The organism is Cellvibrio sp. QJXJ (genome assembly GCF_024452345.1).
In the GTDB taxonomy this organism is placed as follows: Bacteria; Pseudomonadota; Gammaproteobacteria; order Pseudomonadales; family Cellvibrionaceae; genus Cellvibrio.
In genome coordinates this window covers 3,747,160-3,772,130 of sequence record NZ_CP101662.1, presented here as the reverse complement: position 1 = coordinate 3,772,130, position 24,971 = coordinate 3,747,160, and the positions used below count along the sequence as shown (strand labels likewise).

Here is a 24,971-nt window from a genome sequence, read left to right as displayed (position 1 = left end):
CCATTCATGAAATCGACAAATAATTAGTGTAAGCGATGCGCATCCAACTCGACCTGCGTAATGCGCGCGCCAAGCATAATTACTCGCCCAAAATAACGATCAGCACCACTGACCGTAAACTCAAAATAAAATGCGCGCCAGAGCGACAACTTGCCTTGGTCATTGCGCTTAAACCACAAGCGTCGCAGATAGACAGTTTCATCGAGCAATTGCACCTGCATTTCTTCACAGCGTTTTTGTGCAGCGGCATAGGCGCGATCTTTTACCAGCAACGCACCGCGCCAGTAATAAATCACAAGAACAATCAGGGTGAGCCAGAGAATGGATTGCAAATCAAACATGAAAAAAGCCAGCGAACGCAACAGGAGCCCCGTTTGCGTGTGGAAAAGGAAGGAGGTTTGGCGCAAAAATGTTGCACCAAAAACAGCAAAGGGTGATTGATTACTCAATCACCCTTTTTGAAAACTCACCCATCTTAGAGAGGAGTTACGTTTTCTGCTTGCGGACCTTTTTGACCTTGGGTCACTTCGAAAGTCACTTTCTGACCTTCTTTCAAGGTTTTACGGCCGTTGCCGTTAATTGCACGGAAGTGTACAAATACATCTGCACCACCTTCACGCTCAATAAAACCATAACCCTTGTCATCGTTGAACCACTTAACAACACCAGAGACTAGATCTGACATAGTTTCCTCATCTTGCATCTAAAACGTCAGCGTAGCTGACCGAACAAAAAAACCGACTTTACTAAAAGCCAGAGTGAAATAGCTTGAAATAAAGCTATTGCTCAGGTCGTGGTACGTCCAAGTGTCTTGAGCAAGCGGTTGTCTTACAAAAGCCTAGTCTTGGTGCGGATCTCAATCTGTAGCAATTCAAAATTAAAGCACTTGGACATAGAGAGTCAAGCGCTTATCGGCGAAATTAGCGATTATCGACACTTTTTGTAATGGTGTGTAACAGGCACACAATTAATCGGGCATTTTGCGATTTGTATCGTCATTTTTGCCATTATTTTGTGCAGATTTAGCGGCAGCTTTACCCAGGGTTTCGTGCAAAAACAGTGCAATAGGGATCAAACTAAAACCCAAAATCATTACCTGCCGTTTGATTGCCTGAAATTCATAACCTTGTTTGGACAATTGATAACACGCCAGCGCCCACGCGGCGGCAGCAAAGTAACCCCAGCGCTGGTGCTTATACACGCCCCACACAATCACCGCCGTCACTGCCGCTAAAAACAGCCCGTAAAGATTACCGAAGGAAATAAAACCCGCCACTGCTGCAATTAATATCAACAACAGAACGACATTTAATACGTTTGCAACAATCAGCATTTTTGACATAAAGGTATCCGCAATAGTGTTACTTTTTTACACTTATCAATCCGAGCTGGGCTTATCCTTACCGCGCCAGGTTTGATATTTTTTGTGTACGCCACGGGTAAAGGATTGGGAATAATCCTCCAGTAAGTCCACGCCTACCAACACCGCAATCACCACTAAGGATAATTTGATCGCCACCAGGTTGTAGCCGATGGCAATCACCACACCGATTGAGGCCAACGCCCAAATAGTTGCCGCCGAGGTTACACCAAGCACAAATCCGTCCCGCGCCAACATCACGCCCGCACCTAAAAAGCCAATACCGGTAATCACTTGGCCAATAATACGCGATGGATCGGTGACAACTTTTTCCGGCCCCGAAAAATGGGAGGATGCAAAAAGTGACGCGGCGATAAATAAATAAGTACCGAGAGTAATTAATGAGGAGGTGCGAATGCCCACGGGTTTACCGCGCAACTGGCGCTCTATTCCAATAATGGTGCCACACAAAATAGCAGTGCCAATGGACGTCCATTCAAACGGCGCCACGGTAAAAATCTCATTCCAATTTACAGCCATAACAACGAATTCCCATCAATACCAATGACAGCCAGCTTAGGACACACCCAAGGCAGCATTGATAATCATTTTTTTGATTGCCGGTACTGAGTTTAACTGACGCATACCAGTATTGCGCAGCCAATTCACCGCCAATGCGCGGCTGCCGAACAAACGTTTGAAGGCTTCCATGGCCGACATCATGCCGAGATTGCTGGCCAGACGTTGGCGTTGGTAACGACGCAGAATGGAATAATCGGCGAGCGGAATATTGCGCTGCAATGCACGCTCTATTTCCTGCGCAAGCGCGATCACATCCAACAAACCCAGGTTAACGCCCTGCCCTGCGAGCGGATGGATATTATGGGCAGCATCGCCCACCAAGGCGATGCCCGGTTGAATATAGCTAGTCGCATGGCGCTGACGCAGAGGCACGGCGTAGCGTTTATCGCACGCAATTACCGGTCCGAGGCGCGCTTCAAATGCGCTGGTCAGGCGCGCGCAAAACGTGACGTCATCCAACGCCATTAATTCCTGTGCAACCGCGTCTTCCGCCGACCACACAATCGAACACTGGTGATCATCGCCATTATTCTGCAAAGGTAAAAATGCAAGCGGGCCAGTGTGCATAAACCGTTGCCACGCGGTGAATTGATGCGACCGCTCAGTGCGCACAGTGGTAATAATGGCCTGCTGGCCGTAATCCCATTCGCGCGTGGAAAACCCCACCAAGTCGCGCACATTTGATTTGGCACCGTCGGCAGCAATTAATAGGGGCGCGGTGATTTCGCTACCATTATCTAACTGCACCCGTACTCGCGGAAATTCAGGCTGCGCCGGAATAACATCCATCACCGTTACGGGTTGAATCAACTGGATATTCGACAACTGTGCCATGCGTTCACGCAGTTGATTAACAATTACTGAATTTTCTACGATATGCCCAAGATGATTTTTTTGCACTTCGGCGCAATCAAATTCGATTGCTGCCGTGCCTTCACCATCCCACACTTTCATTTCGCGGTAAGCACACACTCGCTGCACGACAATGTCATGCCAACAACCAATATCGGTTAATAATTGTTGCGATGCGTGTGTGAGCGCAACCACCCGCGGATCAAAATTTTCACCGGAAAAATGTTGCACTTCACTACTCGCCTCAATCACAGCGATACGCAAATTCTGCGCGGCATTCGTTTGGGCAATCGCACAGGCGAGTGATGCGCCCACCAAACCAGCACCGACGATAATTACATCGTAATCGATGCTATTGATTGACTTATCGGCATTCCCGCGCACGCGGGAATCCAGTTTTTTTGTATCGCTCGATTCTGCAGGGCTGGCATCATCCAACTTCCAGCGAAATTGACGGCCTGCAGTACCCATAGTCTGCGCGATAAATTGGTTTTTAATGAGTGGAATAGATTCAAGACTTAACAAGCCGAGGTGTCGCATGGCAATTAATGGCAGCTGATCACTGGAAAACAAGCGCACCAATTTATCGCTAAATTCTATGGTAATTTGCTGATCCAGCAATTGTTTATCCAAATAAATTTGCAGAACTGCCAAATCGCCCACGGCTTGATTATTTGCAATCGCCTCGCGCAGGGTTTCCACTAAACAAACACAATCGCGCAGCGCCAAATTGAAACCCTGTCCTGCGACTGGATGTAAAAAATGCGCAGCATTACCAAGCAATACCAGATGTGAGCGAATTTGTTCTTCGGCTAAAACCAGCTGCAGTGGATAAGCAAAACGTTTGGCGACCCGTGTAAAACGGCCCACGCGAAAACCAAAACGCTCCTGCAAGCGCACCAAAAACTCAGCATCGTTTAAATTAAGAATTTCATCGGCCTGCGCTGCTGGTAAAGTCCACACTAATGCAGATTGCTGCGCATTATTTGATTCACCCAGAGGTAATAATGCAACCGGGCCATCGGCAGTAAAACGCTCGTAGGCCACGCCACAATGCGGCTCGGAGAATTCGACATTGGTGATAATGGCGGTTTGTCCATACGCCCGTGTTTGCGTGCCTATGCCAAGCGCGGCACGCAGTGGTGAATCACCGCCATCAGCAATAACTGCCAGTGAGGTTTTAATTAAAAATTCTTGTGCGTCAGTTTTAACACTCAGCAGCGCACAATCCTGTTGCGGTGTTAGTGATGTCACTGCAGATGAAGCAAAACACTGAATATTATTTTGCACCTGCAAATGCCCGAGCAACACATTACCCAGCCACGCATTTTCAATCACATAACCGACGGCATCGAGATTATTTTCTTTTGCATCAATCACACCACCAAGAAAATGCCCGCGATCCGACACATGCACCTGCGCAATCGGCGTGATGTGTTGCTGCAATAAATCCCACAAGCCCAGCTCGCGTAAAATATTCGCAGTGCCGTAGGACAAGGCGGTAGAGCGCGCATCAAAACTGGGTTGAAAATGCATTTCATCTGCCCGCGCAAATGGCTGGGCTTCGATCAGAGCAATACGCAATTGCGGCTGGCTAGCAGCAAGTAAACTGGCGAGACTGGTGCCCACCATGCCGCCGCCGATAATGGCGATATCAAATTCGAGGGTATGGGTCATGAGGTTGACCTGCGTTGAGCGCACCCAGGCAACGCTTGGGTGCGAGAATGTTTTTACACGGCCATTAACGCTTCAATTTCTACAACGGTTTTGGGCACATCTTTAGTGAGTACTTCATTGCCATCTTTGGTGATCACCACATCGTCTTCAATGCGGATGCCGATGCCGCGCCATTTTTTAGCGACGCGTTCGTTATCGGGGGCGACGTAAATACCTGGCTCTACGGTGAGTACCATGCCCGGCTCGAGCACACGCCATTCACCACCAACTTTGTAATCGCCCACGTCGTGCACATCCATACCCAACCAGTGACCGGCGCGGTGCATATAGAATTCTTTGTAAGCTTCGCTTTTAATTAATTCGTTCACATCGCCTTCCAGCAAACCAATTTTCACCAAACCTTCGGTAATTACCCGCACTGTAGCCTCGTGTGGATCATTCCAGTGGTTACCCGGTTTACACATGGCGATGGCGTCAAGCTGGGCTTGCAGGCAAATTTCATACAAGGCTTTTTGTTCGGGAGAAAATTTTCCATTGACTGGAAAGGTACGGGTGATATCAGCGGCGTAATAATCCAATTCACAGCCAGCGTCGATCAATACCAAATCGCCATTTTTAAGCGGTGCGGAATTTTCAATGTAATGCAAAATACAGCCGTTTTTTCCACCGCCCACGATAGTGTTGTACGCCGGAAAACGCGCGCCGCTCATTTGGAATTCGTGCAGAATTTCAGCTTCCAATTGATATTCCATCACCCCGGCCTTACTCGCTTTCATTGCACGCACATGGGCGCGCGCGGAAATTTCACCGGCTTCTTTCATCACACGCAATTCAGCGGCACTTTTGAATAAACGCAATTCATTGAGGAAGTGACTTAAATCCAAAAACTCACCGGGCGGTGTCGCGCCGGAGCGAACTTTCGCACGAATGGTATTTACCCAATCCATCACATGTTTATCAAATTCGCTGTCTTTACCCATGGCGTAATACACGCGCTGTTTACCTTCCAGTAAACCCGGCAAAATATCGTCTATATCATCGATGGGGAATGCATCGTCGGCATCGAATTCGCTGCACGCACCTTCGGGGCCAGCGCGATAACCGTCCCAAATTTCGCGTTCGCGATTGCGCTCGCGGACAAACAATACAAACTCACCGTGTTCGCGCCCGGGAATTAATACCAGCACTGCGCTCGGCTCTTCAAAACCGGACAGATATAAAAAATCGCTGTCCTGCCGGTAGTGATGCTCAGTATCGCGGCTGCGCGTGCGCTCAGGCGCGGCGGGCACTATGGCGATGGAATTGGGTTCCATCATCGCCATCAGTTGTTTGCGGCGGCGGGCGAATTCGGTTTTACTAATTCTCATGGACGTTCTCGCAAAAAATGAAAGTTCTCGCAAAAAGCAATTCTTGTACAAAACAATTTTGGTAAAAAAGCGGTTCGCCTAAAAAAACGTTCCTGTAAAAATCCGCGCTTATAAAAAGCTTAGTGCAATGTATCTGAAGCAGGCGCGCTGACAGTAGGCGCGGCTAATTCCTTGGCGGCAAATTCCAGATACAAACTACTGACTACCACGCGCACATATTCGGTCACTTCCATATAGTCGGCTTCTGCGCTCGGTTCGTCCTCTTCATCATCCACCTGGATTTGCACTATGTTGGCGATGTCTTGCAACATTTCGGCGGATTCTTCGTCAATCGTGCGCTTACCCTGATGGTCCACACTGCCAAAACCGGTAAGGAAACCGTGACACCATTCACCCAAGGCACGGACGCGCTCACCCAGCAGTGAATCATCTTCCGGCAACATCAACTTGAGGCTGAACTCACCCTGCAATTCGCTGCAGGTGTTGTGATACAACTTACTCAAGGCAATACGTACGGATTCGTCGGGCGCAGCAACAAAATCCAAAAACTCTACGGCATCCAACAGCCAGTTAATTTCGCTCAACTGGGCCCCGCCAGCCAATTTTCCACACAGCAGACCGTGCAATTCAGAAGGGCTATTGAGGGTTCCAAGGGGTGCCAGCAGGTTGGCGAGATCGTCAAAATTCAGGGGGCTAAGCAGTTGTTCGGGGGATGTGTGTTCGGTCATATCGGCCTCTCGTAGACAGTAAATGAATGCTATCACGATTGCCCATGACGCCTGCGCAAACTTTTTATAGAGCAAATCCTGCTATTGATTCAGCTCAAGTAAAACTTATTGGTTAATCATTTAATAACAACCAACTTCTCGAATTTACATTAACTTGCGCACCATGATTGACCCCATGCCGGACGCACAATATAGTGGGCGACCTGCGCTATTTATTGGTTAATTATTATCATGTCTGACGATCTTTTACTCGCCCTTGAAACCAAGCTGGACAAGCTGATTCTGCAATGCAATCGCCTGCAGCAAGAAAACGCCGAGCTTAAAGCGCGCGAAAGTGAATGGCAGCGCGAGCGCGTGCGCCTGATCGAGAAGAATGAACTGGCCCGCAGCCGTGTGGAAGCCATGATCACCCATTTACGTAATCTGGACGCCGAATAAGCGGGGCCACCAATGAGCAACGAAACTGTTTTTGTAAAAATCCTCGATAAAGAATATCAAGTCGCCTGCCCGCGCGAAGAGCGCCAGGCGCTGGTAGAGTCCGCCCAATTGCTGGATGAGCGCATGAAAGCGATTCGCGGCACTGGTGCAGTGATTGGCCTTGAGCGTATTGCGGTGATGGCGGCACTCAACCTGAGCCACGAATTATTGCAGGCCAAAAATGCCAGCCATGCCGGTGGCAGTGCCGCCAGCCAAAGCGATTTGCTGCGGTTGAATGACAAATTGGATCGCGCCTTGAACCACAACGCCGGTTAAAAAACCAGTTTGTATTAAATCTGATCCAATGCTTATTTCCCTCACATTTACCAGCGGCGTTTAAGACGAATATTTCCTAACCGCCGCCACAACCCAAGCATAAATTCATTTGCGGAAGGCCAGTAACCTTGGGTTATACTGGCGCCACGCCCTGGAATGTTTGCAAACCGACAAGTCCTTGAGCCGATTTCCACAAAACTGGTGGTGTCTCGTTGTGTTTGGTGTGCATGTCCGCCTGACGGAAAGCCTTAAAAACCACAGGTACTACCTCCTTGAACCTATGGGTTCAAGGCCAGCTTGGTAGCGGCATTTCGGGGTCTCTTATTTCTTCCCTGCGGTAGTTGAACTGACCGCTTATTATCTAAGGCTGCTTATGGCCGATGCGTTAACTCCCACCGCTGCTGATCAACGCGACTACAAACAACAATTGCGCCATGAACTGCGCGCTCGCCGCCGTGCCTTGACGCCCGCACAACAGCAACATGCGGCCTTATTATTACTGCGCCACCTGATGAAACTGCCGCAATTTATGCGCGCGCAGCATATTGCACTCTATATCGCCAACGATGGCGAAATTGACCCTGCGTTAATTGCGCAACAGCTGTGGAAGATGGAAAAACATACCTACCTGCCCGTATTGCGCCCCGGTAAAAGTAAGGATTTGTGGTTCGTGGAATTTTCGGCAAACACAGCTCTAAGTCCGAACCGCTATGGCATCGCCGAGCCGGATCATCGCCGCGAACATCGCCTGCCAGCCAATTTATTGGATGTGGTGCTGATGCCGCTGGTTGGTTTTGATTCCAGCGGGGCACGTTTGGGCATGGGCGGCGGTTTTTACGACACCACCTTTGCGTTCAAACATAAAAAGCCCGCCGGCAGACCCTATTTGATTGGCCTTGCGCACAGCTGCCAACAGGTTGATGCACTGCCCAAGGATAGCTGGGATATTCCCCTGTTTGCGATAGCGACGGAAACGGGGATGTTAGCGGTCAAACCCTAAGTCTTCCAATCTACGGAGACACCATTTTCACTTCCCCAGAAAGCACTACTCCCGCCGAAGCGGGAGTAGTGGGTACAAATCCTTCTCGCCCTTAAGGGCTTGAGCAATTACTCAGACACAGATTCAACAGCCGCTTCAGCAAAAGAAACTAAAGCACCTAAATCCAACAGGGTAATGCACACTCCTACGCAAAAAATCACGGTTACGGCGGAGAGAACATCAACTTTCATGGTGGTAGCCTTGCGCGTTATTGTCTTCAATGGAACACGGAATTAAAACAGCAGTTTTTATGCCAACCACATTACAGCTAAAAAGCTATGGCGCGATCAAATAATAGGCAATTTTTTAGAATAATCAAACTGTCCGAACCTTCAAAAACGCCATAACGCGCACACATTTGAATATTTACTGCAAAAAATACTGGAAAATCGCCCATCAAGCTTGAACACGCGCACAAAAAGCTGGAATGAGCGACTTTGTTGCGCGTCCCTGCACTCATTGTAAATGGTCAATAAATGTCAGTTATTGCCTTTATGGGCTGACCCTAACCACACGGCTGGCAGTATCGCCCAAACAGCTGCGCACCAATACAGGCCCGTTTGTGACTGCCAATGCACCAGTGAATACAACCCAGCTCTTGCCTTGATCCAGACTGACTTCAAGCGCCAAACCGGGCAGCGAGCTGTTTGCCAGCAGCTGGCCGTTTTCGATTACAGCACCTGGTGGTGGCAAGTAGAAGTCGGCACCGGTCGCCGCCAATTTAGGCAGCTCTTTGCGACTGAGCTGGAGGGCGAAATCAGCCCAATCCTGTTGGCGAGCGCGGGCATCCGGTTTATCCCCCTCCCAACTGGCTTTATGCCAGGCGCGTTCAGCCAAGCTCATCACCCGCGGGTAGATCATCTGCTCAAATTGTGCGCCGGTGCGCACTGTTTCACTCCATAGCTGGCCTTGAATACCGCGCAGATTTTCCGGCTTTTCCAACCCTGGCAGGGCGCGACCAACGAGCGCCTCCAGGTTTTCGATAGGTTCGCCCATGCGGGTTTTGTCGGCGTTGGCGTAAAGGTTGTCGGGCATAAAACCAAACACTTTTTCGGTGCTGCTGTAACGGGTCGCCCAGTAGTAACCTCGCTCTTCGGGGTTGGCTTCGTAGGGGTGATCAAAATACAGGTGGGTGCCGGGTGACAAAATCACTTCGTAACCCGCATTTGCCAAGCGATAGGCGCGATCAGCCACACCCCACTCCCAAATATTGTCCCAGGCATTTGCCATCACGGTTTTATTAGCAAACTGGCTGCGATTGAAGGTATTGGTGGCGTCGTACATCAAACCATCTTCCCAGCCCGCCAGCGCCAGACCGCGAGTATTGGTAATCGCTGCCAGCTTGCTGACAAAATAAGGCTTGAGGTCAGCAACCCCGGCCACACCCTGCTCGCCCTTGGCAAACAACGCGGCGCAAGCCGGTGATGCCGCCCAGGAACCGGCGCCCACTTCATCCCCACCCATATGGAAAGTCACCAGTTTAGTTCCAGCTTTGCGGTACATTTGCTGCAGTTCGTAAATCACCTTATCAACAAACGTATAAGTGGAGGGCAAACACACGTTGATGGAGTTGTCGGTGTAGTTTTGCACCGTCATGTATTGGGATTTATCCAGTGGATCGGATAACAAATACTGTTCGGCGGCAATTTTGTCACCCGCTTTCAGCAGTTTGTTATAGCGCGCTTCCATCGCTTTCACCGCCGCGCGGGCGTGACCAGGCATATCAATTTCGGGGATCACTTCAATGTGACGCGCGCTGGCAAACTTGAGGATTTCGATAAAATCCTCGGTGGTGTAGTAACCGTTACCCGAACCGCTGGTGTGCGGGCCTGTGCCCAATTGGGTGAGTAAACAGGACTGCTCGGTGAGATCGAAACAACGCTTACCGCCGATATCCGTCAACTCCGGCAGACCGGGGATTTGCAAACGCCAACCCTCATCCTCCGTTAAATGCAGGTGCAACTTGTTCAGTTTGTAGCGCGCCATCTGCTCGATTAAACGCAGCGTGACCTCCTTACCGTGAAAATTGCGCGCCATGTCGTAGTGCATACCGCGCCAGTTAAACCGTGGCGCGTCGCTCGCACTGAGCTGCGGCAGCGCATAACTGCTGGCCGTTTGCGCGGGCAGTAAACTCAACACACTTTGAATGCCATAAAAGGCACCGGCATTGTCACCGCCGACGATGGTGATTTTGTCGGCCGCGATAGTCAGGCTGTAGCCCTCGGGTTTGGCCGTTGTTGCATCAACGCGCAATTCGATTAACTTGCCGCTGAGTTTGATGTGATCGGCGCTGGCATTCAGCGTCACCCCATAGGCTTTGAGTTGGTCGGCCAAATACTTGGCCTCGCCCGCCAATCGCCCGGCAAAACTGATTTGCCAACTGCCATCGAGTGTTGCAGTGCTGCTGCGGTACTTAATTTGCGCGGGTGTAGGAATAATTTTCGCACCCGCATCCAGCGTGGCAATGCGGTTAACCGCCACATTGTCCTGATAGCGGCTCGCCGCTGTCGCAATCGCATACTGATCATTAGCACTGCGCAACTGCTGCTCGCGAGTCGCAAAAGGGGCAACAAATTCACTCAGGTTTTCGGTATCGGTATTGGCAAATACTTCCGCCTTCAAGCCAGGCTGGGCGATAAACGCACGCGGCATAAAATCGCTGTAGCTCACCAAATGCGCGCTGGCGGTATAGGGAATGGCAATAGATGCTCCCGTCGCCAAACCTTTAAACGCCGCCGTGGGTGCGATTTCATGCAAATCGCCCTGCACGTGACGCAGACTCAAACCCTCTACTTGAGTGCTATCGAGTTTACGCACCGAATGGATATAAATACGCCAATCACCAGCACCGGCAGGCAGCGCCACCGACGAGTCATTGGTGAGAGTCACCCGCGCTTCCGGTTTGGCGCCCAAATTGGATACTGCCGCAAACTCCAATTTCGCATTGCTGGCAAAGCCAGTTAGCTGTTGCTGACTCAAATTCGCTGCTTGCGCCAGGGGCACAAACCCTGCTGCCATCACCAGGGCCACAAGGCCCGACCGCCACACTTGACCGGATACACTCATTATTGGAACTCCCACCTGCTGGAAATGAAATTGGGCCTTTAGGATTGTTGGCGTTTACTGTTTATTGGCGGCCACTGATTATTTGCAATCAGCAATTATTTTAACTTGCCACCTGACAACGTTGTCCAGCTTACACCAAAATCCGCCACGCGCCACTTTCTGAACATAAATTAACCCTGTGGGCGATTAATTAAGCTTTTGGCGGGGACAAAGATCAAACAGCGAAAGATCAAAAGGCAGAAATAGCAAAGGGCGCCGAAGCGCCCTTTGCAGACGAGCAAGGAGGAAAATCACCCCAAAAAGAACTTGTAAGCTTCGTTTTTGGTTTCATCCCAATAGGGATAGTTGAGCTCATTCAAAAACACTTTCAGTTCGGCGTAGTCTTTTTTCGGCACTTGCATGCCAACCAACACCCGCGCGGAGGCGGAGCCGTGGTTGCGGTAGTGGAACAGGGAAATATTCCAGCGACCGGCGACTTTGTTTAAGAAGGTCATGAGTGCACCCGGGCGCTCCGGGAATTCAAAGCGGTAGAGCACTTCGTCGGTGGCTTGTGGTGCGTGGCCGCCAACCAAGTGGCGAATATGTAATTTCGCCAATTCGTTTTCGGTCATGTCCACCAAATCGTAACCCTGATTTTTTAATTCAGTGACCAGATCCGCACGATCCTTACCACCCGCCGCCACTTGCACGCCCACAAAAATGCGCGCGGCTTGGGCATCGGCGTAGCGGTAGTTAAATTCGGTGATATTGCGTTTGCCGAGTGCCTTGCAGAACTCTTTGTAAGCACCCGGGCGCTCGGGAATAGTCACCGCCAGAATCGCTTCGCGCTGTTCGCCAATTTCGGTGCGCTCGCTGATATAACGCAGGCGATCAAAATTGATATTGGCGCCGCAGTCGATGGCAATCAGGGTTTGACCGGTAATGCCGTGTTCGGCCACATACTTTTTCAGCCCGGCAATACCGGTTGCGCCCGCCGGCTCGGCGATGGAGCGGGTATCCTCAAAAATATCTTTGATGCCTGCGCAGATTTCATCGTTATTCACGGTAATGCATTCATCGACTGTTTTGCGCAGTACCCGGAAGGTCTCCTCGCCGATTTGCGCCACCGCGATGCCGTCGGCAAAAATGCCCACTTGCGGCAGTACCACACGCTTTTTCTTTTCCAGCGCGGCTTTTAAACAGGCGGACTCTTCCGATTCCACCGCAATAATTTTGATCTCGGGGCGCACATATTTCATGTAGGCAGAAATACCGGCCGCCAAACCACCGCCGCCAACGGCGATAAATATCGCATCGATTTTACCGGGATACTGACGCAGGATTTCCATCGCGATGGTGCCCTGACCGGCGATCACATCCGGGTCATCAAAGGGGTGCACGTAGGTCAGGCCTTTTTCTTCCACCAGCTTTTTGGCGTGGGCCGAGGCTTCGTCATAACTGTCACCGTGCAATACGACTTTGGCGCCGCGCGCACGCACGGCATCTACCTTAATCGCCGGCGTGGTACGCGGCATCACAATCGTGGCTTTGATACCGAGGTGTTGTGAACCGAGCGCTACACCTTGGGCGTGGTTACCGGCCGAGGCGCAAATCACGCCGCGATTGCGCTCCTCTTCGGTGAGCTGCAGCAACTTGTTATAAGCGCCGCGCAACTTGAATGAAAAAACGGGCTGCAAATCTTCGCGTTTCAGCAGCACTTTATTGCCGGTGCGCGCGGAGAGCAGGCGCGCTTCATCGAGTGGTGTTTCCACTGCAAGGTCGTAGATGCGGGCGTTGAGAATACGTTTTATATAGGTTTCAGGCATGGGAATTCTGGCGTTCGCGAGTGAGTGGACTGATAAGCCGACGAATAAAAAAGTCGCCGCAGTGTAAACAATTTAGCCGCCGCTGGCACGGCGAAAATCCGTATAATGTGGCAAGTTTTTGACTCACACTCCCGAATTTCACGACTAGCCTGACCCCCAGATAGAGATCACCATGACCCAAGACCAACTCAAACAAGCCGTGGCGCGCGCCGCAATTGCATACATCAAACCCAAATTATTCAGCGATTCGATTATCGGCGTCGGCACTGGCTCTACCGCCAATTTTTTTATCGATTACCTGGGTGAAATCCGCGACCATTTTGCCGGTGCGGTTGCCAGCTCTGACGCATCGGCTGCGCGCCTGCAAAAACTCGGCATCGAGGTATTGGACTGCAACTCGGTGAGTGAGCTGGTGGTGTATGTGGATGGCGCCGATGAGAGCAACGCCTATTTGCACTTGATCAAAGGCGGCGGTGCCGCGCTTACCCGTGAAAAAATTGTGCGCGCCATATCCAAAGAATTTGTGTGTATCGCCGACGAAAGCAAATGGGTGGATGTGCTGGGCAAGTTTCCGCTGCCGGTAGAGGTGATCCCCATGGCGCGCTCTTATGTCGCCCGCGAACTGGTAAAACTGGGCGGCGCACCGGTCTATCGCGACGGCGTAGTTACCGACAACGGCAATGTGATTCTGGATGTGCACAATTTGCAGATCATCGACCCGGTGGGATTGGAAACGGCCATCAACCAGATTACTGGCGTTGTCACCAACGGCCTGTTTGCCGCCAAGGGCGCCGATGTGTTGCTGCTGGGCACCAACGACGGCGTAAAAACCATCCTGCCACGCTAAGTATTGCCTCCCCAAACGCGCCTCGTCTCGCTGGCGCGTTTTATCTCTTGCTCTTCAAGTTCCATCTATACTTCAAGCTCAATTGCTCTCGAAGGATTCAACCATGTTCTCCCTCTCCAGTATTCAAGGGCGGCTGCTCGTTGCAGTCAGCGCCGGCGTTGTGCTGTTTATGATTATCAGCGGCATTGCCATCGCCCTACTCAGCAATACCATTGCCAATTACAACCAGCTGATTGCCAACTCGGTCGCCCATGAGCGGGCGATTAGCAGCATGAACTACCACTTTAAAACCCAGGTGCAGGAGTGGAAAAACGTGCTGTTGCGTGGCAAGAACCCGGACAAACTCCAGCAGTACTGGGGCCAGTTTGAAACCCTGCAACGGAGTATTCAGGCAGAAGGCAAAGCCCTGAGTATTGAACTCAGCGGCACCAGCCGGGAACAGGTAGAGGCTTTTTTGCGCGCCCATGAAACTGCCTTTGGCCGCTATCAAACAGGCTTGGATGCGTTTAAAGCGGCGGATTTTGATTCAGCAGCGGGCGATGCAGCCGTCGCGGGTATCGACCGTGAACCGAGCAAGCTGCTGGAGGAATCAGCCGCGCTGATTAGCGCTAAAGTCAGCACCGAGACCCAAGCCAACCTGGAGGCCAGCGCCAGCGTCTCCTTCTGGGCAAGCGCCCTGATCCTCTGCGGGGGATTTGTGGTGGTGTTTTTGGTGTTAATTATTTTGCGCAAGAATCTGTTGCTGCCGCTGGGCCTGATCAATGAACACCTCAGCAAACTGGCGGCGGGCAACTTCCGCGAGCCACTTAACTTCCGCGATAACAGCGAGCTGGGCAAATTGGGCGCCAGTATCCAGCAGGTACAACAAAGCATTGTGAGTGTGGTTGCCGCCGTACAGGGGTCGATGCAGAGCTTGAATCAGGCCTCCAGCCAGATCACCGAGACCGCCTCCACCCTCGCGCGTTATACCGACCAAACCCACCACGCTACCGATCAGGTATCCGCCGCCATTACCGAGATGACAGCCACCGTACAAGAAGTGGCAAGCAATGCAGGTGGCGCCGCCAATGCCGCGCAAAATGCGGACAACAACGCCAATCAGGGGCTGAAAATCATGGAAAGTACCCTTGGTGCGATTGACCAGCTCAGCCGTGAAGTCAATCACGTAGGCCAGGTCATGACCCAGCTGGAGGGCGATACCAACCGTATTGGCGGGGTGCTGGATGTGATAAAAAACGTGGCCGAACAGACCAACTTGCTGGCGTTGAACGCCGCGATTGAAGCCGCGCGCGCCGGTGAACAGGGGCGCGGTTTTGCGGTAGTGGCCGACGAGGTGCGCTCACTGGCCAAACGCACCCAGGATTCCACTGCTGAAATCCAACAGATTATTCACGCGGTGCAACAAGGCGCGAGCAATGCCATGAGCGCCATGCAAACCAGCTTGGCAAAAACCGGCGCCACCATGGAAATGGCCGGTCAGGCGGGCAACTCCATTAACGAGATCAGCCAGTCAGTGAACCGGATTCTGGGCATGAATATGCAAATCGCCACCGCCGCTGAAGAGCAAAGCTACACCGCGGAGGAGATCAACAAAAATATTATCCAGGTGGTGAGTTTGATCGATAACGTCAATCAGGATGCACAAAAGTCGGTGCAGATCGCCCAGCGTTTGGATAACACCGCTAAAAACCTGCAAAGTCAGATCGCTCACTTTGCGATTTAAAAAAGTGCAGGCATAAAAAAACCGGGCTAAGTCCCGGTTTTTTTATTGTGGCGCGGTGAAGAATTTAGCGGCGACGCAGCCGACCTAAACCAATCAAACCGATACCAGTTAACAACAGGATAAAAATCGATGGTTCGGTCACTTCGGTAACGGGTGGGGTGTAATCCCAACTACCTTTATGGATTTCACCATTGCCCACGTAAGACTTGGCGGCGACGGCACCATCCAGATTGGAATTGGTGGCAATAGTCGCGTTTAAAGCTAGTACCGAGCCAAACCAGGAGTCGCCAAAGTTCAGGTTGGTCGCCTCGTAGAAATTCCACAGCACATTGTTGAAATTATCGCGGAAGCTCTGGGTGCCGTTTTTGGTATTACCAGCGTTAAAGCTGCTGCCAGACACGTTGATCACCACATTCAAACTTGTCGGAAAGTCCATATTCAGGCTCCACTGCGGCCCGGTCAGCTCCTCGGCGGTGATGTTAAACACCACCAAATCCGTCGCGGCTCCGCTGTAGGTGAAGGCTTTATTGTTCATATCGCCAACCAGATCGGTGTTAGCCGACGCAGCCAGGTTTTTGTAGTAGGCAGACTCGGCCTGCAACTGCGCAAACAGGCTGGTTTTTTCCGCTGTCAATGAACCGTCGGTCACTTGCTTCAAGCAGCCATTGGGCACCAAACCACTGCCGTTACAAATATTTGTCGGGCCGGAAAAGTTGCCTTGGTAGGCAAGGTAGCCGCGATCGATATGGGTGCCATTGTTACTGGCAAAGTTGCCCACAACCTTGACGGTATCGGCGGTGGAATTTTGCGGCTCCTTCTGCGCAAACACCGAAGCGTTTACTACGTTGCCACCAATGAAGGCTTTGCCTTCAATATGACCGCTGCCGCCAGACACATTTAAATCACCAAACAAAATCAGGTTGTAATCATTCAATGGGCCTGCGCTGGTAAGGGATGAAAGGCCCAATAACGCGGCGGCAGCGAGCAGGTTGCGGTAAGTTATGCGATGAAAAGTCATAAGAAAACCTGTGTTAGTAATATCGACTTCTAAAGTTGATCGCAGTAAAGCAGATTTCATGCCCGTTTTACTTTTTCCTTTGGGATCAATAATACACACCACAACCTGTGATGCACATCACACAAAACTGTAAATTTTGCCGACAATCATAAATTGACAGCGAAAGACAAACCCAAGCCGATAAACCCTGGCAATTGCCAGGGCTGCAAAATTTAAGCGATAGAACCTAGGGGGATGGCTTGTCGTAAAGCCTGGGCAATTCGTTTTCAAACAGCACATAAGGGCTTTGGTAAAAACGGATAAAGTCTTCCGCCGTTTCCTGCCCCGGATAGGGGGCAAAAAACTGCTCGGATTTCTCCCGCGCCATATTGGCATTGCGCCACACCATCACATAAGCAATTTGACTGGCCTGGGCATCAGCCAGGGTTGGCGCCAGAATCCGCTCAGTCCAGAAGTTGGGAATGGTCAATGTGTTGTTGCCGGTTTCGGTGAGCGCAGCGATTTTATGGCGCGCAGTGGCAATGCCCGCGATCTGTTTGAGCGCGGCGGTGAAGTTCGCAATTTGCTCATCGGCACTGGCGTTATTGGCGCTGTGGCCGACATCCCAATAGTTATCCAAACCGATCACGTCCACATAGTCGTCACCGGGGTAGCCGTACAAATAATCGCGCTCAAAGTTAGCCATATCGATGCGGCTGCGGTCGGGTGAGTAGGCGTAAATCAGGTTGCGCAGACCTTTTTCATCGCGCAAATACTTGACCGTGAACTGCCACAGGGCGATGTAATCCGCCTCGCTCGCATGACCCTTACCCCACCAGAACCAGTCGCCATTGTGCTCATGCCAGGGGCGGAAAATAATGGGGATGTAGGTTTCCACACCCGCGCCATCGGTCACTTTTAGCGCTTCATTAAAGGTGACAAAACTGTCGAGATAGGCTTTTAGTTCGTCGTGTTTGGCGCCGCCGGGAATCAGCTCGTGCACCGTAGGGGTTTTATCCCAGGAATTGCCGCCGGAAACGGGGCTGTACATATGCCAGCTGATGGTTATCACACCGCCACGGCTGTAGCCCGCTTTAATCCACTGCTGCATTTGTTTGAAGTTAACACCATCCAGATTCTGTTCATGCCCCAATTCCAAACCGCCCAGCTCCCAGCCGTAGAGTGCGGGATTGCTGCCGGTGACGTCGCGCACATCGGAGCGGTCCAAATCCCCCTCCCAATGCACACCGTAGGCGAGGCTGTCCTCATGGCCAAACAACAGGTGTTTACCGCGCAGAGCGGCGAGGTTGTGGTAGAGCGCGCGGGTTTGTGCCGTCGCCTGGGTGTCGATCAATGCAAGCGCGGGGGACTCAACCGCTGCTGCTGAGCTACCACTACTGGAACTGTCAATGTTGGAACTGCCAACACTGCTGCTGGATGGATTATCGCAACCGAATAATAGGCTGGCGCACACCAGCACTAATGAGAGGCTAAAACGGGATTGAATGGGCATAACATTTCCTCGGAACTGGCCAAAACAAGGCAGGATCTTATCGTTTTTAATAATGTAACCGTTTACAAATGCAAATACTAACAGTCAAAACACAAAAAAGAAGCCCTTGGCGATGTAAATAAAGGTTGAGCTGCCCGATGCTTTTGCCTAGCCTTGGCGGCTTGTTTCCCACCTGTGCCTCCTTATGGATTTCACCTTCCCCGCCATAGGTATTGTCCACTCCTGTTTTAAGGAGAAATTTGGCATACCGCGCCAGCCCGGTTTGGCACCACTGGCCACCGCCGAGATCGAACTGCTGCCGCCCTACAACGATCCGGCAGCGTTTGAGGGACTGGAAGGCACCAGCCATCTGTGGGTGCAGTTTGTCTTCCATGCAAATAGCCGCGAGGAGTGGAAGCCCAAGGTCAAACCACCGCGCCTGGGTGGCAATAAAAGTCTGGGCGTCTTTGCGACCCGCTCACCTACGCGCCCGGCGCCGATTGGTCTGTCAGTGGTGCGTTTTGCCGGGCTGCGCGAGCGCGATGGGAAATTACTACTGGGCATTAGCGGCGTGGATTTGCTCGATGGCACCCCGGTTCTGGATATCAAACCCTATGTGCCCTATGTGGACGCGGTGACCGATGCCTATAACCACTTTGCCCCCCAGCCGCCAGCGGTTATTGAAGTGGAAATACCCACCGATCTTGCGGTAATTTGTCGCGATTACCAGCAAAAAATGAGAATTGACCTAGTGGGATTAATCACCCAGGTGCTGCAGCAAGACCCGCGCCCCCAATACCAGCAGCCCGATCCCGAGCGGATTTACGGTATGAAACTACTGGATTTGGATGTACGTTGGCGCTATCAGACTGACCGCCAGCCCCATCGCATTCTTTTACATGCCCTGACACCGGGCGACACCTTTTAACTCACCGAGGAAAGATTATGAAATTTGCCCGCACTTGCCTGTTACTGATGCCACTGAGCTTGGTCGCCTGTAATGCCACCCTGCCACAAATGGCAGAAACCGGCGCTGCCGTTGCCAGTGCCGCTGGTTATAACAATCAGGCACAGCTGATTCGCGGCATTAAAGAAGCCTTGGAACTGGGCAGTAACCGCGCGGCCACCAGCCTTTCCGCCCCCGGCGGTTACGCCAATAGCTCGCTCTACCGCATTGAATTACCCGCGAACCTGCAGCCAATTGCTGGCACTTTGCGCCAAATGGGACTGGGCAGCCAACTGGATCGCGTAGAAGGCTTGATGAATCAGGGCGCGGAAAAAGCGGCCGTGGAAGCCCAAGCAGTGTTTGTGGATGCCGTGCGCAATATGAGCGTGACCGATGCCTTGGGCATAGTACGCGGCAACAGCACCGCCGCGACCGACTACTTCCGTGGCCAGACCGAAGCCAGTTTGCGCCAGCGTTATATGCCGATCATCAAACAAAACCTGCAGCAAATCGGTTTCTACAACCAATATCAACAGCTGCTCGGCACCTACAATATGCTGCCGCTGGCCAACAAACCCAGCTTGGATTTGGAGCAACACGTGCTGAACATGGCGCTGGATGGCCTGTTTAAACAAGTCGCGGTGGAAGAACAACTGATCCGCAAAGACCCGGTTGGACGCGGCAGCCAGATCATCGGTTCAGTATTTGGCGCAACCAAACAATAAAGCCTCCCGCTATTTTTCACCCTGATCAACCCACCAAAAAAACCCAAGGCGGCACCCGTGCCACCTTCGGTTTTGGCGCTTGCAGTGGTATGATGCGCGCCTTTTTCAGCCAGCCGATACGCCTTTTTTAGCCTGCGGGCGCCTGAATACCGGCCCTTTCCGTCTCCTGTTTGATGCCCTTACTCGCAGAGACGCGCTGTACGCTTTTCTCACTTTAAGACTTTAGGAGTTGTTCCCATGAGCAAGACCTCGTTAGACAAAAGCAAAATCAAATTTCTGCTGCTGGAAGGCGTTCACCAATCGGCGGTGGATACCCTGCATGAACAGGGTTACACCAATATTGAATATTTAAAAACCGCGCTGGGCGAAGACGAGCTGATCGCCAAAATTCAGGACGCTCACTTTGTCGGCCTGCGCTCGCGCACCCAGTTGACCCGCCGTGTATTTGAAAATGCACCCAAGCTGATCGCCGCTGGTTGCTTCTGCATAGGCACCAATCAGGTGGATTTAAAAGCGGCGCAGGAACACGGTGTAGCGGTATTTAACGCGCCCTATTCCAATACCCGCTCGGTGGCCGAACTGGTAATTGCCGAGGCGATTTTGCTGCTGCGCAATGTGCCGCAGAAAAACGCTGTGTGCCATCGCGGTGGCTGGGACAAATCTGCAGTAGGCTCCTTTGAGATTCGCGGCAAAACCCTCGGCCTGATCGGCTATGGTTCTATCGGCAGCCAAACCTCGGTGCTGGCGGAATCGCTCGGTATGAAAGTGCAATTTGTCGATGTGATTACCAAATTGCCGCTGGGCAATGCCACCCAGGTGCGCAGCCTGGATGAACTGCTGGCCACCTCGGACATCATCAGCCTGCACGTCCCGGAAAACCAATCGACGCAAATGATGATTGGCGCACGCGAAATTGGCCTGATGAAAAAAGGCGCAATCCTGATTAACGCCTCACGCGGCACAGTGGTGGACATAGATGCGCTGGCCGCCGCGATTAAAGCCGGCAACCTGTCGGGTGCGGCTATCGACGTATTCCCCGAAGAACCCAAAGCTAACGACGACGAATTTGTGAGCCCGCTGCGCGGCTTGGACAATGTGATCCTGACCCCGCACATCGGCGGCTCCACCATGGAAGCGCAAGCCAACATTGGTATCGAAGTGGCCGAGAAGCTGATCAAGTACTCCGACAATGGCACCACCACCAGCTCGGTCAACTTCCCCGAAGTGGCCCTGCCCGGTCACCCGGATGCGCACCGCTTGCTACACGTACACGCTAACGTTCCCGGTGTCCTGTCCAAGATCAACAAAATCTTCTCCGACAACCAAATCAACATCGCCTCACAGTACCTGCAAACCAATGACAAGGTGGGCTACGTGGTAGTGGACATCAACTCCCCGTACGATGAAATCGCGCTGGAGCAGTTGAAGAATATTGAAGGGACTATCCGCTGCAGAGTCTTGTTCTAGTCGCTGCAGAATGTTGCTCTAAACGATTAATACCAGCTCCAACAAAAACGCCGCGTCCAGCAATGGACGCGGCGTTTTTGTTTGGGGTTTAGCAGGGAGGGCTTAGGGAGATTTAACTCTCTAGCGCCACCGCACTGCGGCGTTTGATCCAGAGCGCCACCAATTCCACACCCAGTACCAGCGCAACACCAAGGAATGCCCAGAGTATCGCTAGGCCGATGGCAGGTTCGCTGCCAGTGACGGCAAGGAAATTGAAGGGGCTGAGGTTTTCCTGCTGCAATACCACGGTGCGACCGTGGCTATCGGTAGTAGTGAGCAGGGCGTTTTTCCACGGCCATGTGACATAGAGCGAGCCGACTAAGAAGCCGATCAGCACCGACAGGGTTTGGTTGTGATAGGACTTGAGCAGCCAGAGCAGGAAGCGTGAAAAAACAACCAGACCGCAGATACAACCGGCGCCAAACCACAGCAGCTTGCCGATTTCAAGATTGTGTATCGCCTGCAAAAACACCGGATAGAGCCCTACCAACAGCAGGATAAAACTGCCAGAAATACCGGGCAGGATCATGGCGCAAATCGCCACAAACCCGCCGAGGAATAGAATCCAGCCATGTCCGGGCAGTTGCGCCGGCGCCATAAACGAGATGGCGAGGATAAAGGCTATGCCGAACAGCAGACCAAAGGCCTCTGTAATACCCCAGCCGCGCTGCTCGCGCACCAGGTGATAAATAGACGCGGCGACCAAGCCAGAGAAAAATGCCCACACCAAAATCGGGTAGCTATCCATCGCCAGTAATACCACCGCCGCAAAGGTTTTCAGGCTAATCAAAATGCCACCAAACAGCGCCACCAGAAAGTTGCCATTAATGTACTGCCAGGTTTTAACCAGCCCCTCGCGCTTTAAGCGCAGCAATACCGCCGGGGTACAGCGCTTGAGGGAGCTGAGCCACTCATCGTAAATGCCGGTAATAAACGCAATAGTGCCGCCCGATACCCCAGGCACTACATCGGCAGCGCCCATGCACAGGCCTTTGAGCAAAATAAAGAGGTAGTCCTTGAGGCTGCGCTGAGGTTGATGCAAGGTCATGTCCTGTTGATCGGGAGTTGCCATAACTAAAGTCTCGCCTGGGGCCAGTGATAGCCGGGTTAAGATTCAGGATTCAATATCCAGTAAAAAAGTGACGCGAGTGTGCCTGAAAGCGTGCGCGGGCAACAGGTTAATCGCTAAAAAAGTGGCGCTGGATCTCATCAAAAACCACGTCGCGATGCATGGGGATTTCATTCACCAGCTGGTGCCCGGCCGCCGGGATAAACACCAGTTTTGCCTGGGGTAATTTGCGCTGGAGTAAACGCGTATTGTAGCGCCAGGCCACAGTTTTATCGGCGGTGCCCTGAACCACCAGCAGCGGTGTCGCGCGCGGGGAGAAGTGTAAAAACTGACGATGCCAGGCTTTCATCGCCCCCACCCAGCGCACCGACAAGGTTTTTGATTGCAGGCAGTCGCGCTCATCAATGAAGTTAATAAATGACGCATCTTGCGAACTGCGCGAACGGCCGCGCGGCAGGCGTTTGACCCAGTTGTGCAGCAGCCAATAAAACACTCGCCCGGTGCCCCAACCGCGCGGCAAAATCAGCGGCGCACAAAGGGCGATACGCGCAAACTGCGCCGGATAACGCCACAGGTGATTCAGCAACACCGCACCGCCAGTGCTCTGCCCCAGCGCGTAGAAAGGCGCCGGTAACAGTGCTTGCGCGCGCGCCATCACTTGCTGCAACACGTCGGCGTATTCATCAAAAGAATCTATCGCCGCACGCTCGCCACTGCTCAAACCGTGGCCGGGCAAATCAAACGCCAGCACCGCCAAGCCCTGCGCCAAACCGAAGGCGATGGCATGGTCAAAAATCCCCAGGTGATCGTAGTAACCGTGAATAATCACCAGGGTGCCGCGCGGTGTGGGCGGCAGCCAATAGTGGGTGGCGATATCAAACCCGGCGGCGCTGATGCGGCCAAAACCGTGGTCGATGGATTCGTCCTGCGCGGCAAAATTAATCCGGTAATAGTTGAGGTACTGCTGCGGGGCATCGCCCAGCGCCCAGCGGCAATCGACGGACAGATCAAATTGCAACGCAGGTAGCTGCTGCATCAAGAGATGAGCATCGGTGAGGCTAAACATCGGCGGCAAATCAGCTGGCATAAACAACGGAACCTTGACAGGGAAGCAACAAGAATTGCCACTGTAACAAAATGCGACAATTAAACCGCGCCGAATAAGGGAAATGGCCGCAACACTGGCGTCAAAGTTCAACTATAATTCAGCTCCCGATGGGACATAAACCCAATCAACCTTAAAAAAACTTATAACAAACACAACCCCGGGCTAAGACTCTATGCAGAATTATATTTTTAACATTCACGACGTAGTGTTGTTTATGACCGTCGCGGAATGTTTCCTGCTTGTTATTTTCCAGGCAATACTTCCGGTCAAAAACCAACTCGCCAATCGTTTGCTGAGCGTATTCCTGCTCTCTATCGCTGTTAGTTCCGCCTGTATTTTGGTGCTGTGGAACGAGAACGTGCGCCTGTTTACCCTGTTCGATGAAACCCTGCTGCCCTACTTTTTGGTGACGGCGCAATTGCTCAAAGGGCCGATGCTACTGCTGTATGTTGTGGCGCTCACCCAGGATGCGTTTAACCTCAACCGGCGCCATCTGCTACACGCTATTCCCATTGTTATTGCACTGGGCTGGCTCCTGGTGTTTGGTATTAACGGCTCAGACTTGAGTTTTAAAACCCTCGATCAACAGCAATTGGCCAACGCGGTGTGGCATTTCATCAAGGTGATGCCGTTCTTTTACGGGCTAATGGCGTTTAACAAAGTGCGTTTGTATTTGATTAGCCTGCAAGATCAATACTCGACCTTCTCCTCCACCGAACCCAGCTGGCTCAAAACACTCAGCCTGGGCTTTTTAATTACCTGGAGTTTTTCGATTGTGGTGCACGTGGTCGCCAATACTATCGAATCACCGCGCATTTCCGACGTCATTGGCATCACTGAAAACTACATAGTCTTTATTTTGATTAACGCGCTGTTTATCAACAGTGTGGTGCATACCCACAAGCTACTCACCACCAAACCGGAGCTGGCCAAAGACATAAAAGTCGATGAAAAACTCACCGACTCGGCGATTCAAAAAGTGCAGCAAGGCATGGAAAGTCAGAAGTTGTTTTTGAAACAAAACCTGAACATTGAAGAGTTTTCCAAACGCATTAACCTGCCGGTCAAAGAAGTTTCCGCCGTTATCAACAAACACTACGGCACCAACTTTTTTGAGTTTATGAACAGCTATCGCGTGGAAGAGGCAAAACGCTTATTGGGCGATAGCCAACACGCCGAAATGACCGTGATGGATGTATTGCTGCACGCCGGTTTTAACAGCAAGTCAGCCTTCCACCGTTTTTTCAATCGCCTGGTCGGCATGTCGCCCACCGAGTATCGCAAACAGCAATTGCATAAAGAGGCGAAGGTCAGTTAACTGGTCTCATA

Annotated in this window: 23 protein-coding genes and 1 other RNA gene; 10 read left to right on the top strand and 14 right to left on the bottom strand. The window is 51.9% G+C overall.

Translation table 11 applies throughout. The features are described 5' to 3' along the window. Nucleotides 1–23: 23 nt before the first annotated feature. The 7 genes from NNX04_RS16250 to NNX04_RS16220 form a co-directional block, all read right to left on the bottom strand. The gene (locus tag NNX04_RS16250) at nucleotides 24–341 is read right to left on the bottom strand and encodes a DUF3301 domain-containing protein (RefSeq protein WP_261946463.1); all 318 of its coding nucleotides are present in this window, start codon (nucleotides 339–341) and stop codon (nucleotides 24–26) included. A 134-nt stretch (nucleotides 342–475) separates the two neighbouring features. Then, complete coding sequence (locus tag NNX04_RS16245) at nucleotides 476–685, bottom strand: cold-shock protein (protein WP_039912329.1); 210 nt, start codon at nucleotides 683–685, stop codon at nucleotides 476–478. 282 nt (nucleotides 686–967) lie between these two features. After that, entirely contained in the window at nucleotides 968–1,342 is a 375-nt protein-coding gene (locus tag NNX04_RS16240; protein ID WP_151055718.1) for a hypothetical protein, read from the bottom strand. A 36-nt stretch (nucleotides 1,343–1,378) separates the two neighbouring features. Next, nucleotides 1,379–1,900: an MgtC/SapB family protein gene (locus NNX04_RS16235; protein WP_007638428.1), complete on the bottom strand. Its 522-nt coding sequence runs from the start codon at nucleotides 1,898–1,900 to the stop codon at nucleotides 1,379–1,381. 36 nt (nucleotides 1,901–1,936) lie between these two features. Next, on the bottom strand, nucleotides 1,937–4,471 hold the full coding sequence (gene ubiH, locus NNX04_RS16230; RefSeq protein WP_261946462.1) for a 2-octaprenyl-6-methoxyphenyl hydroxylase: 2,535 nt from the start codon (nucleotides 4,469–4,471) through the stop codon (nucleotides 1,937–1,939). A gap of 53 nt (nucleotides 4,472–4,524) precedes the next feature. Beyond that, nucleotides 4,525–5,838: a Xaa-Pro aminopeptidase gene (gene pepP / locus NNX04_RS16225; protein WP_261946461.1), complete on the bottom strand. Its 1,314-nt coding sequence runs from the start codon at nucleotides 5,836–5,838 to the stop codon at nucleotides 4,525–4,527. A 119-nt stretch (nucleotides 5,839–5,957) separates the two neighbouring features. Then, a complete protein-coding gene (locus NNX04_RS16220) occupies nucleotides 5,958–6,566 on the bottom strand; it encodes a UPF0149 family protein (protein ID WP_007638438.1) in 609 nt (202 codons plus the stop codon). Between the two features lie 231 nt (nucleotides 6,567–6,797). Here NNX04_RS16220 and NNX04_RS16215 point away from each other — a divergent pair, with 231 nt between their 5' ends. The 4 genes from NNX04_RS16215 (at nucleotide 6,798) to NNX04_RS16200 (ending at nucleotide 8,319) form a co-directional block, all read left to right on the top strand. After that, nucleotides 6,798–7,004, top strand: a complete 207-nt coding sequence (locus NNX04_RS16215; protein WP_007638440.1) for a TIGR02449 family protein — start codon at nucleotides 6,798–6,800, stop codon at nucleotides 7,002–7,004. A 12-nt stretch (nucleotides 7,005–7,016) separates the two neighbouring features. Beyond that, nucleotides 7,017–7,319, top strand: a complete 303-nt coding sequence (locus NNX04_RS16210; protein ID WP_078044256.1) for a cell division protein ZapA — start codon at nucleotides 7,017–7,019, stop codon at nucleotides 7,317–7,319. Nucleotides 7,320–7,464: 145 nt separating this feature from the next. Next, nucleotides 7,465–7,641: non-coding RNA, 6S RNA (ssrS, locus tag NNX04_RS16205), on the top strand. Nucleotides 7,642–7,692: 51 nt separating this feature from the next. Then, complete coding sequence (locus NNX04_RS16200; protein ID WP_261946460.1) at nucleotides 7,693–8,319, top strand: 5-formyltetrahydrofolate cyclo-ligase; 627 nt, start codon at nucleotides 7,693–7,695, stop codon at nucleotides 8,317–8,319. Nucleotides 8,320–8,426: 107 nt separating this feature from the next. Here the strand turns inward: NNX04_RS16200 and NNX04_RS16195 are convergent, their stop codons facing one another. From NNX04_RS16195 to ilvA, 3 genes are all read right to left on the bottom strand, one after another. Continuing rightward, entirely contained in the window at nucleotides 8,427–8,549 is a 123-nt protein-coding gene (locus NNX04_RS16195; RefSeq protein ID WP_007638444.1) for a hypothetical protein, read from the bottom strand. 301 nt (nucleotides 8,550–8,850) lie between these two features. Further along, a complete protein-coding gene (locus NNX04_RS16190) occupies nucleotides 8,851–11,424 on the bottom strand; it encodes a family 20 glycosylhydrolase (protein ID WP_261946459.1) in 2,574 nt (857 codons plus the stop codon). 290 nt (nucleotides 11,425–11,714) lie between these two features. Further along, a complete protein-coding gene (gene ilvA / locus NNX04_RS16185) occupies nucleotides 11,715–13,229 on the bottom strand; it encodes a threonine ammonia-lyase, biosynthetic (RefSeq protein WP_410004061.1) in 1,515 nt (504 codons plus the stop codon). A gap of 172 nt (nucleotides 13,230–13,401) precedes the next feature. On the opposite strand from ilvA, the gene rpiA reads away from it, so the two are divergent. Both rpiA and NNX04_RS16175 read left to right on the top strand, forming a co-directional pair. Further along, nucleotides 13,402–14,076: a ribose-5-phosphate isomerase RpiA gene (gene rpiA / locus NNX04_RS16180; RefSeq protein ID WP_007638459.1), complete on the top strand. Its 675-nt coding sequence runs from the start codon at nucleotides 13,402–13,404 to the stop codon at nucleotides 14,074–14,076. A 103-nt stretch (nucleotides 14,077–14,179) separates the two neighbouring features. Continuing rightward, nucleotides 14,180–15,799, top strand: a complete 1,620-nt coding sequence (locus NNX04_RS16175; protein ID WP_261946458.1) for a methyl-accepting chemotaxis protein — start codon at nucleotides 14,180–14,182, stop codon at nucleotides 15,797–15,799. Nucleotides 15,800–15,863: 64 nt separating this feature from the next. On the opposite strand, the gene NNX04_RS16170 is transcribed toward NNX04_RS16175, so the two are convergent. Both NNX04_RS16170 and NNX04_RS16165 read right to left on the bottom strand, forming a co-directional pair. Beyond that, complete coding sequence (locus NNX04_RS16170; RefSeq protein ID WP_261946457.1) at nucleotides 15,864–16,817, bottom strand: choice-of-anchor A family protein; 954 nt, start codon at nucleotides 16,815–16,817, stop codon at nucleotides 15,864–15,866. 226 nt (nucleotides 16,818–17,043) lie between these two features. Then, a complete protein-coding gene (locus NNX04_RS16165) occupies nucleotides 17,044–18,309 on the bottom strand; it encodes a glycoside hydrolase family 26 protein (RefSeq protein WP_261946456.1) in 1,266 nt (421 codons plus the stop codon). Between the two features lie 184 nt (nucleotides 18,310–18,493). Between NNX04_RS16165 and tsaA the strand changes: the two genes are divergently transcribed. From tsaA to serA, 3 genes are all read left to right on the top strand, one after another. Next, entirely contained in the window at nucleotides 18,494–19,216 is a 723-nt protein-coding gene (gene tsaA, locus NNX04_RS16160) for a tRNA (N6-threonylcarbamoyladenosine(37)-N6)-methyltransferase TrmO (RefSeq protein ID WP_261946455.1), read from the top strand. A gap of 17 nt (nucleotides 19,217–19,233) precedes the next feature. Then, nucleotides 19,234–19,959, top strand: coding sequence for a DUF4197 domain-containing protein (locus NNX04_RS16155; protein ID WP_007638467.1), 726 nt, complete (start codon nucleotides 19,234–19,236; stop codon nucleotides 19,957–19,959). Nucleotides 19,960–20,196: 237 nt separating this feature from the next. Further along, nucleotides 20,197–21,426 (top strand): phosphoglycerate dehydrogenase, encoded by a 1,230-nt coding sequence (gene serA, locus NNX04_RS16150; RefSeq protein ID WP_007638468.1) that lies wholly within the window; start codon nucleotides 20,197–20,199, stop codon nucleotides 21,424–21,426. Between the two features lie 112 nt (nucleotides 21,427–21,538). Here serA and NNX04_RS16145 read toward each other — a convergent pair whose 3' ends face one another. After that, nucleotides 21,539–22,537, bottom strand: a complete 999-nt coding sequence (locus tag NNX04_RS16145) for a DUF368 domain-containing protein (RefSeq protein WP_261946454.1) — start codon at nucleotides 22,535–22,537, stop codon at nucleotides 21,539–21,541. A gap of 106 nt (nucleotides 22,538–22,643) precedes the next feature. Beyond that, the gene (locus NNX04_RS16140) at nucleotides 22,644–23,621 is read right to left on the bottom strand and encodes an alpha/beta hydrolase (RefSeq protein ID WP_261946453.1); all 978 of its coding nucleotides are present in this window, start codon (nucleotides 23,619–23,621) and stop codon (nucleotides 22,644–22,646) included. Between the two features lie 193 nt (nucleotides 23,622–23,814). On the opposite strand from NNX04_RS16140, the gene NNX04_RS16135 reads away from it, so the two are divergent. Beyond that, on the top strand, nucleotides 23,815–24,960 hold the full coding sequence (locus NNX04_RS16135) for a helix-turn-helix domain-containing protein (RefSeq protein WP_151055697.1): 1,146 nt from the start codon (nucleotides 23,815–23,817) through the stop codon (nucleotides 24,958–24,960). The last annotated feature ends 11 nt before the right edge of the window (nucleotides 24,961–24,971 follow it).

What these genes read in the sequence shown, in the direction of transcription:
- NNX04_RS16250 (WP_261946463.1), bottom strand. Translation starts at nt 341, where the DNA reads ATGTTTGATTTGCAATCCATTCTCTGGCTCACCCTGATTGTTCTTGTG.
- NNX04_RS16245 (WP_039912329.1), bottom strand. Translation starts at nt 685, where the DNA reads ATGTCAGATCTAGTCTCTGGTGTTGTTAAGTGGTTCAACGATGACAAG.
- NNX04_RS16240 (WP_151055718.1), bottom strand. Translation starts at nt 1,342, where the DNA reads ATGTCAAAAATGCTGATTGTTGCAAACGTATTAAATGTCGTTCTGTTG.
- NNX04_RS16235 (WP_007638428.1), bottom strand. Translation starts at nt 1,900, where the DNA reads ATGGCTGTAAATTGGAATGAGATTTTTACCGTGGCGCCGTTTGAATGG.
- ubiH (WP_261946462.1), bottom strand. Translation starts at nt 4,471, where the DNA reads ATGACCCATACCCTCGAATTTGATATCGCCATTATCGGCGGCGGCATG.
- pepP (WP_261946461.1), bottom strand. Translation starts at nt 5,838, where the DNA reads ATGAGAATTAGTAAAACCGAATTCGCCCGCCGCCGCAAACAACTGATG.
- NNX04_RS16220 (WP_007638438.1), bottom strand. Translation starts at nt 6,566, where the DNA reads ATGACCGAACACACATCCCCCGAACAACTGCTTAGCCCCCTGAATTTT.
- NNX04_RS16215 (WP_007638440.1), top strand. Translation starts at nt 6,798, where the DNA reads ATGTCTGACGATCTTTTACTCGCCCTTGAAACCAAGCTGGACAAGCTG.
- NNX04_RS16210 (WP_078044256.1), top strand. Translation starts at nt 7,017, where the DNA reads ATGAGCAACGAAACTGTTTTTGTAAAAATCCTCGATAAAGAATATCAA.
- NNX04_RS16200 (WP_261946460.1), top strand. Translation starts at nt 7,693, where the DNA reads ATGGCCGATGCGTTAACTCCCACCGCTGCTGATCAACGCGACTACAAA.
- NNX04_RS16195 (WP_007638444.1), bottom strand. Translation starts at nt 8,549, where the DNA reads ATGAAAGTTGATGTTCTCTCCGCCGTAACCGTGATTTTTTGCGTAGGA.
- NNX04_RS16190 (WP_261946459.1), bottom strand. Translation starts at nt 11,424, where the DNA reads ATGAGTGTATCCGGTCAAGTGTGGCGGTCGGGCCTTGTGGCCCTGGTG.
- ilvA (WP_410004061.1), bottom strand. Translation starts at nt 13,229, where the DNA reads ATGCCTGAAACCTATATAAAACGTATTCTCAACGCCCGCATCTACGAC.
- rpiA (WP_007638459.1), top strand. Translation starts at nt 13,402, where the DNA reads ATGACCCAAGACCAACTCAAACAAGCCGTGGCGCGCGCCGCAATTGCA.
- NNX04_RS16175 (WP_261946458.1), top strand. Translation starts at nt 14,180, where the DNA reads ATGTTCTCCCTCTCCAGTATTCAAGGGCGGCTGCTCGTTGCAGTCAGC.
- NNX04_RS16170 (WP_261946457.1), bottom strand. Translation starts at nt 16,817, where the DNA reads ATGACTTTTCATCGCATAACTTACCGCAACCTGCTCGCTGCCGCCGCG.
- NNX04_RS16165 (WP_261946456.1), bottom strand. Translation starts at nt 18,309, where the DNA reads ATGCCCATTCAATCCCGTTTTAGCCTCTCATTAGTGCTGGTGTGCGCC.
- tsaA (WP_261946455.1), top strand. Translation starts at nt 18,494, where the DNA reads ATGGATTTCACCTTCCCCGCCATAGGTATTGTCCACTCCTGTTTTAAG.
- NNX04_RS16155 (WP_007638467.1), top strand. Translation starts at nt 19,234, where the DNA reads ATGAAATTTGCCCGCACTTGCCTGTTACTGATGCCACTGAGCTTGGTC.
- serA (WP_007638468.1), top strand. Translation starts at nt 20,197, where the DNA reads ATGAGCAAGACCTCGTTAGACAAAAGCAAAATCAAATTTCTGCTGCTG.
- NNX04_RS16145 (WP_261946454.1), bottom strand. Translation starts at nt 22,537, where the DNA reads ATGGCAACTCCCGATCAACAGGACATGACCTTGCATCAACCTCAGCGC.
- NNX04_RS16140 (WP_261946453.1), bottom strand. Translation starts at nt 23,621, where the DNA reads ATGCCAGCTGATTTGCCGCCGATGTTTAGCCTCACCGATGCTCATCTC.
- NNX04_RS16135 (WP_151055697.1), top strand. Translation starts at nt 23,815, where the DNA reads ATGCAGAATTATATTTTTAACATTCACGACGTAGTGTTGTTTATGACC.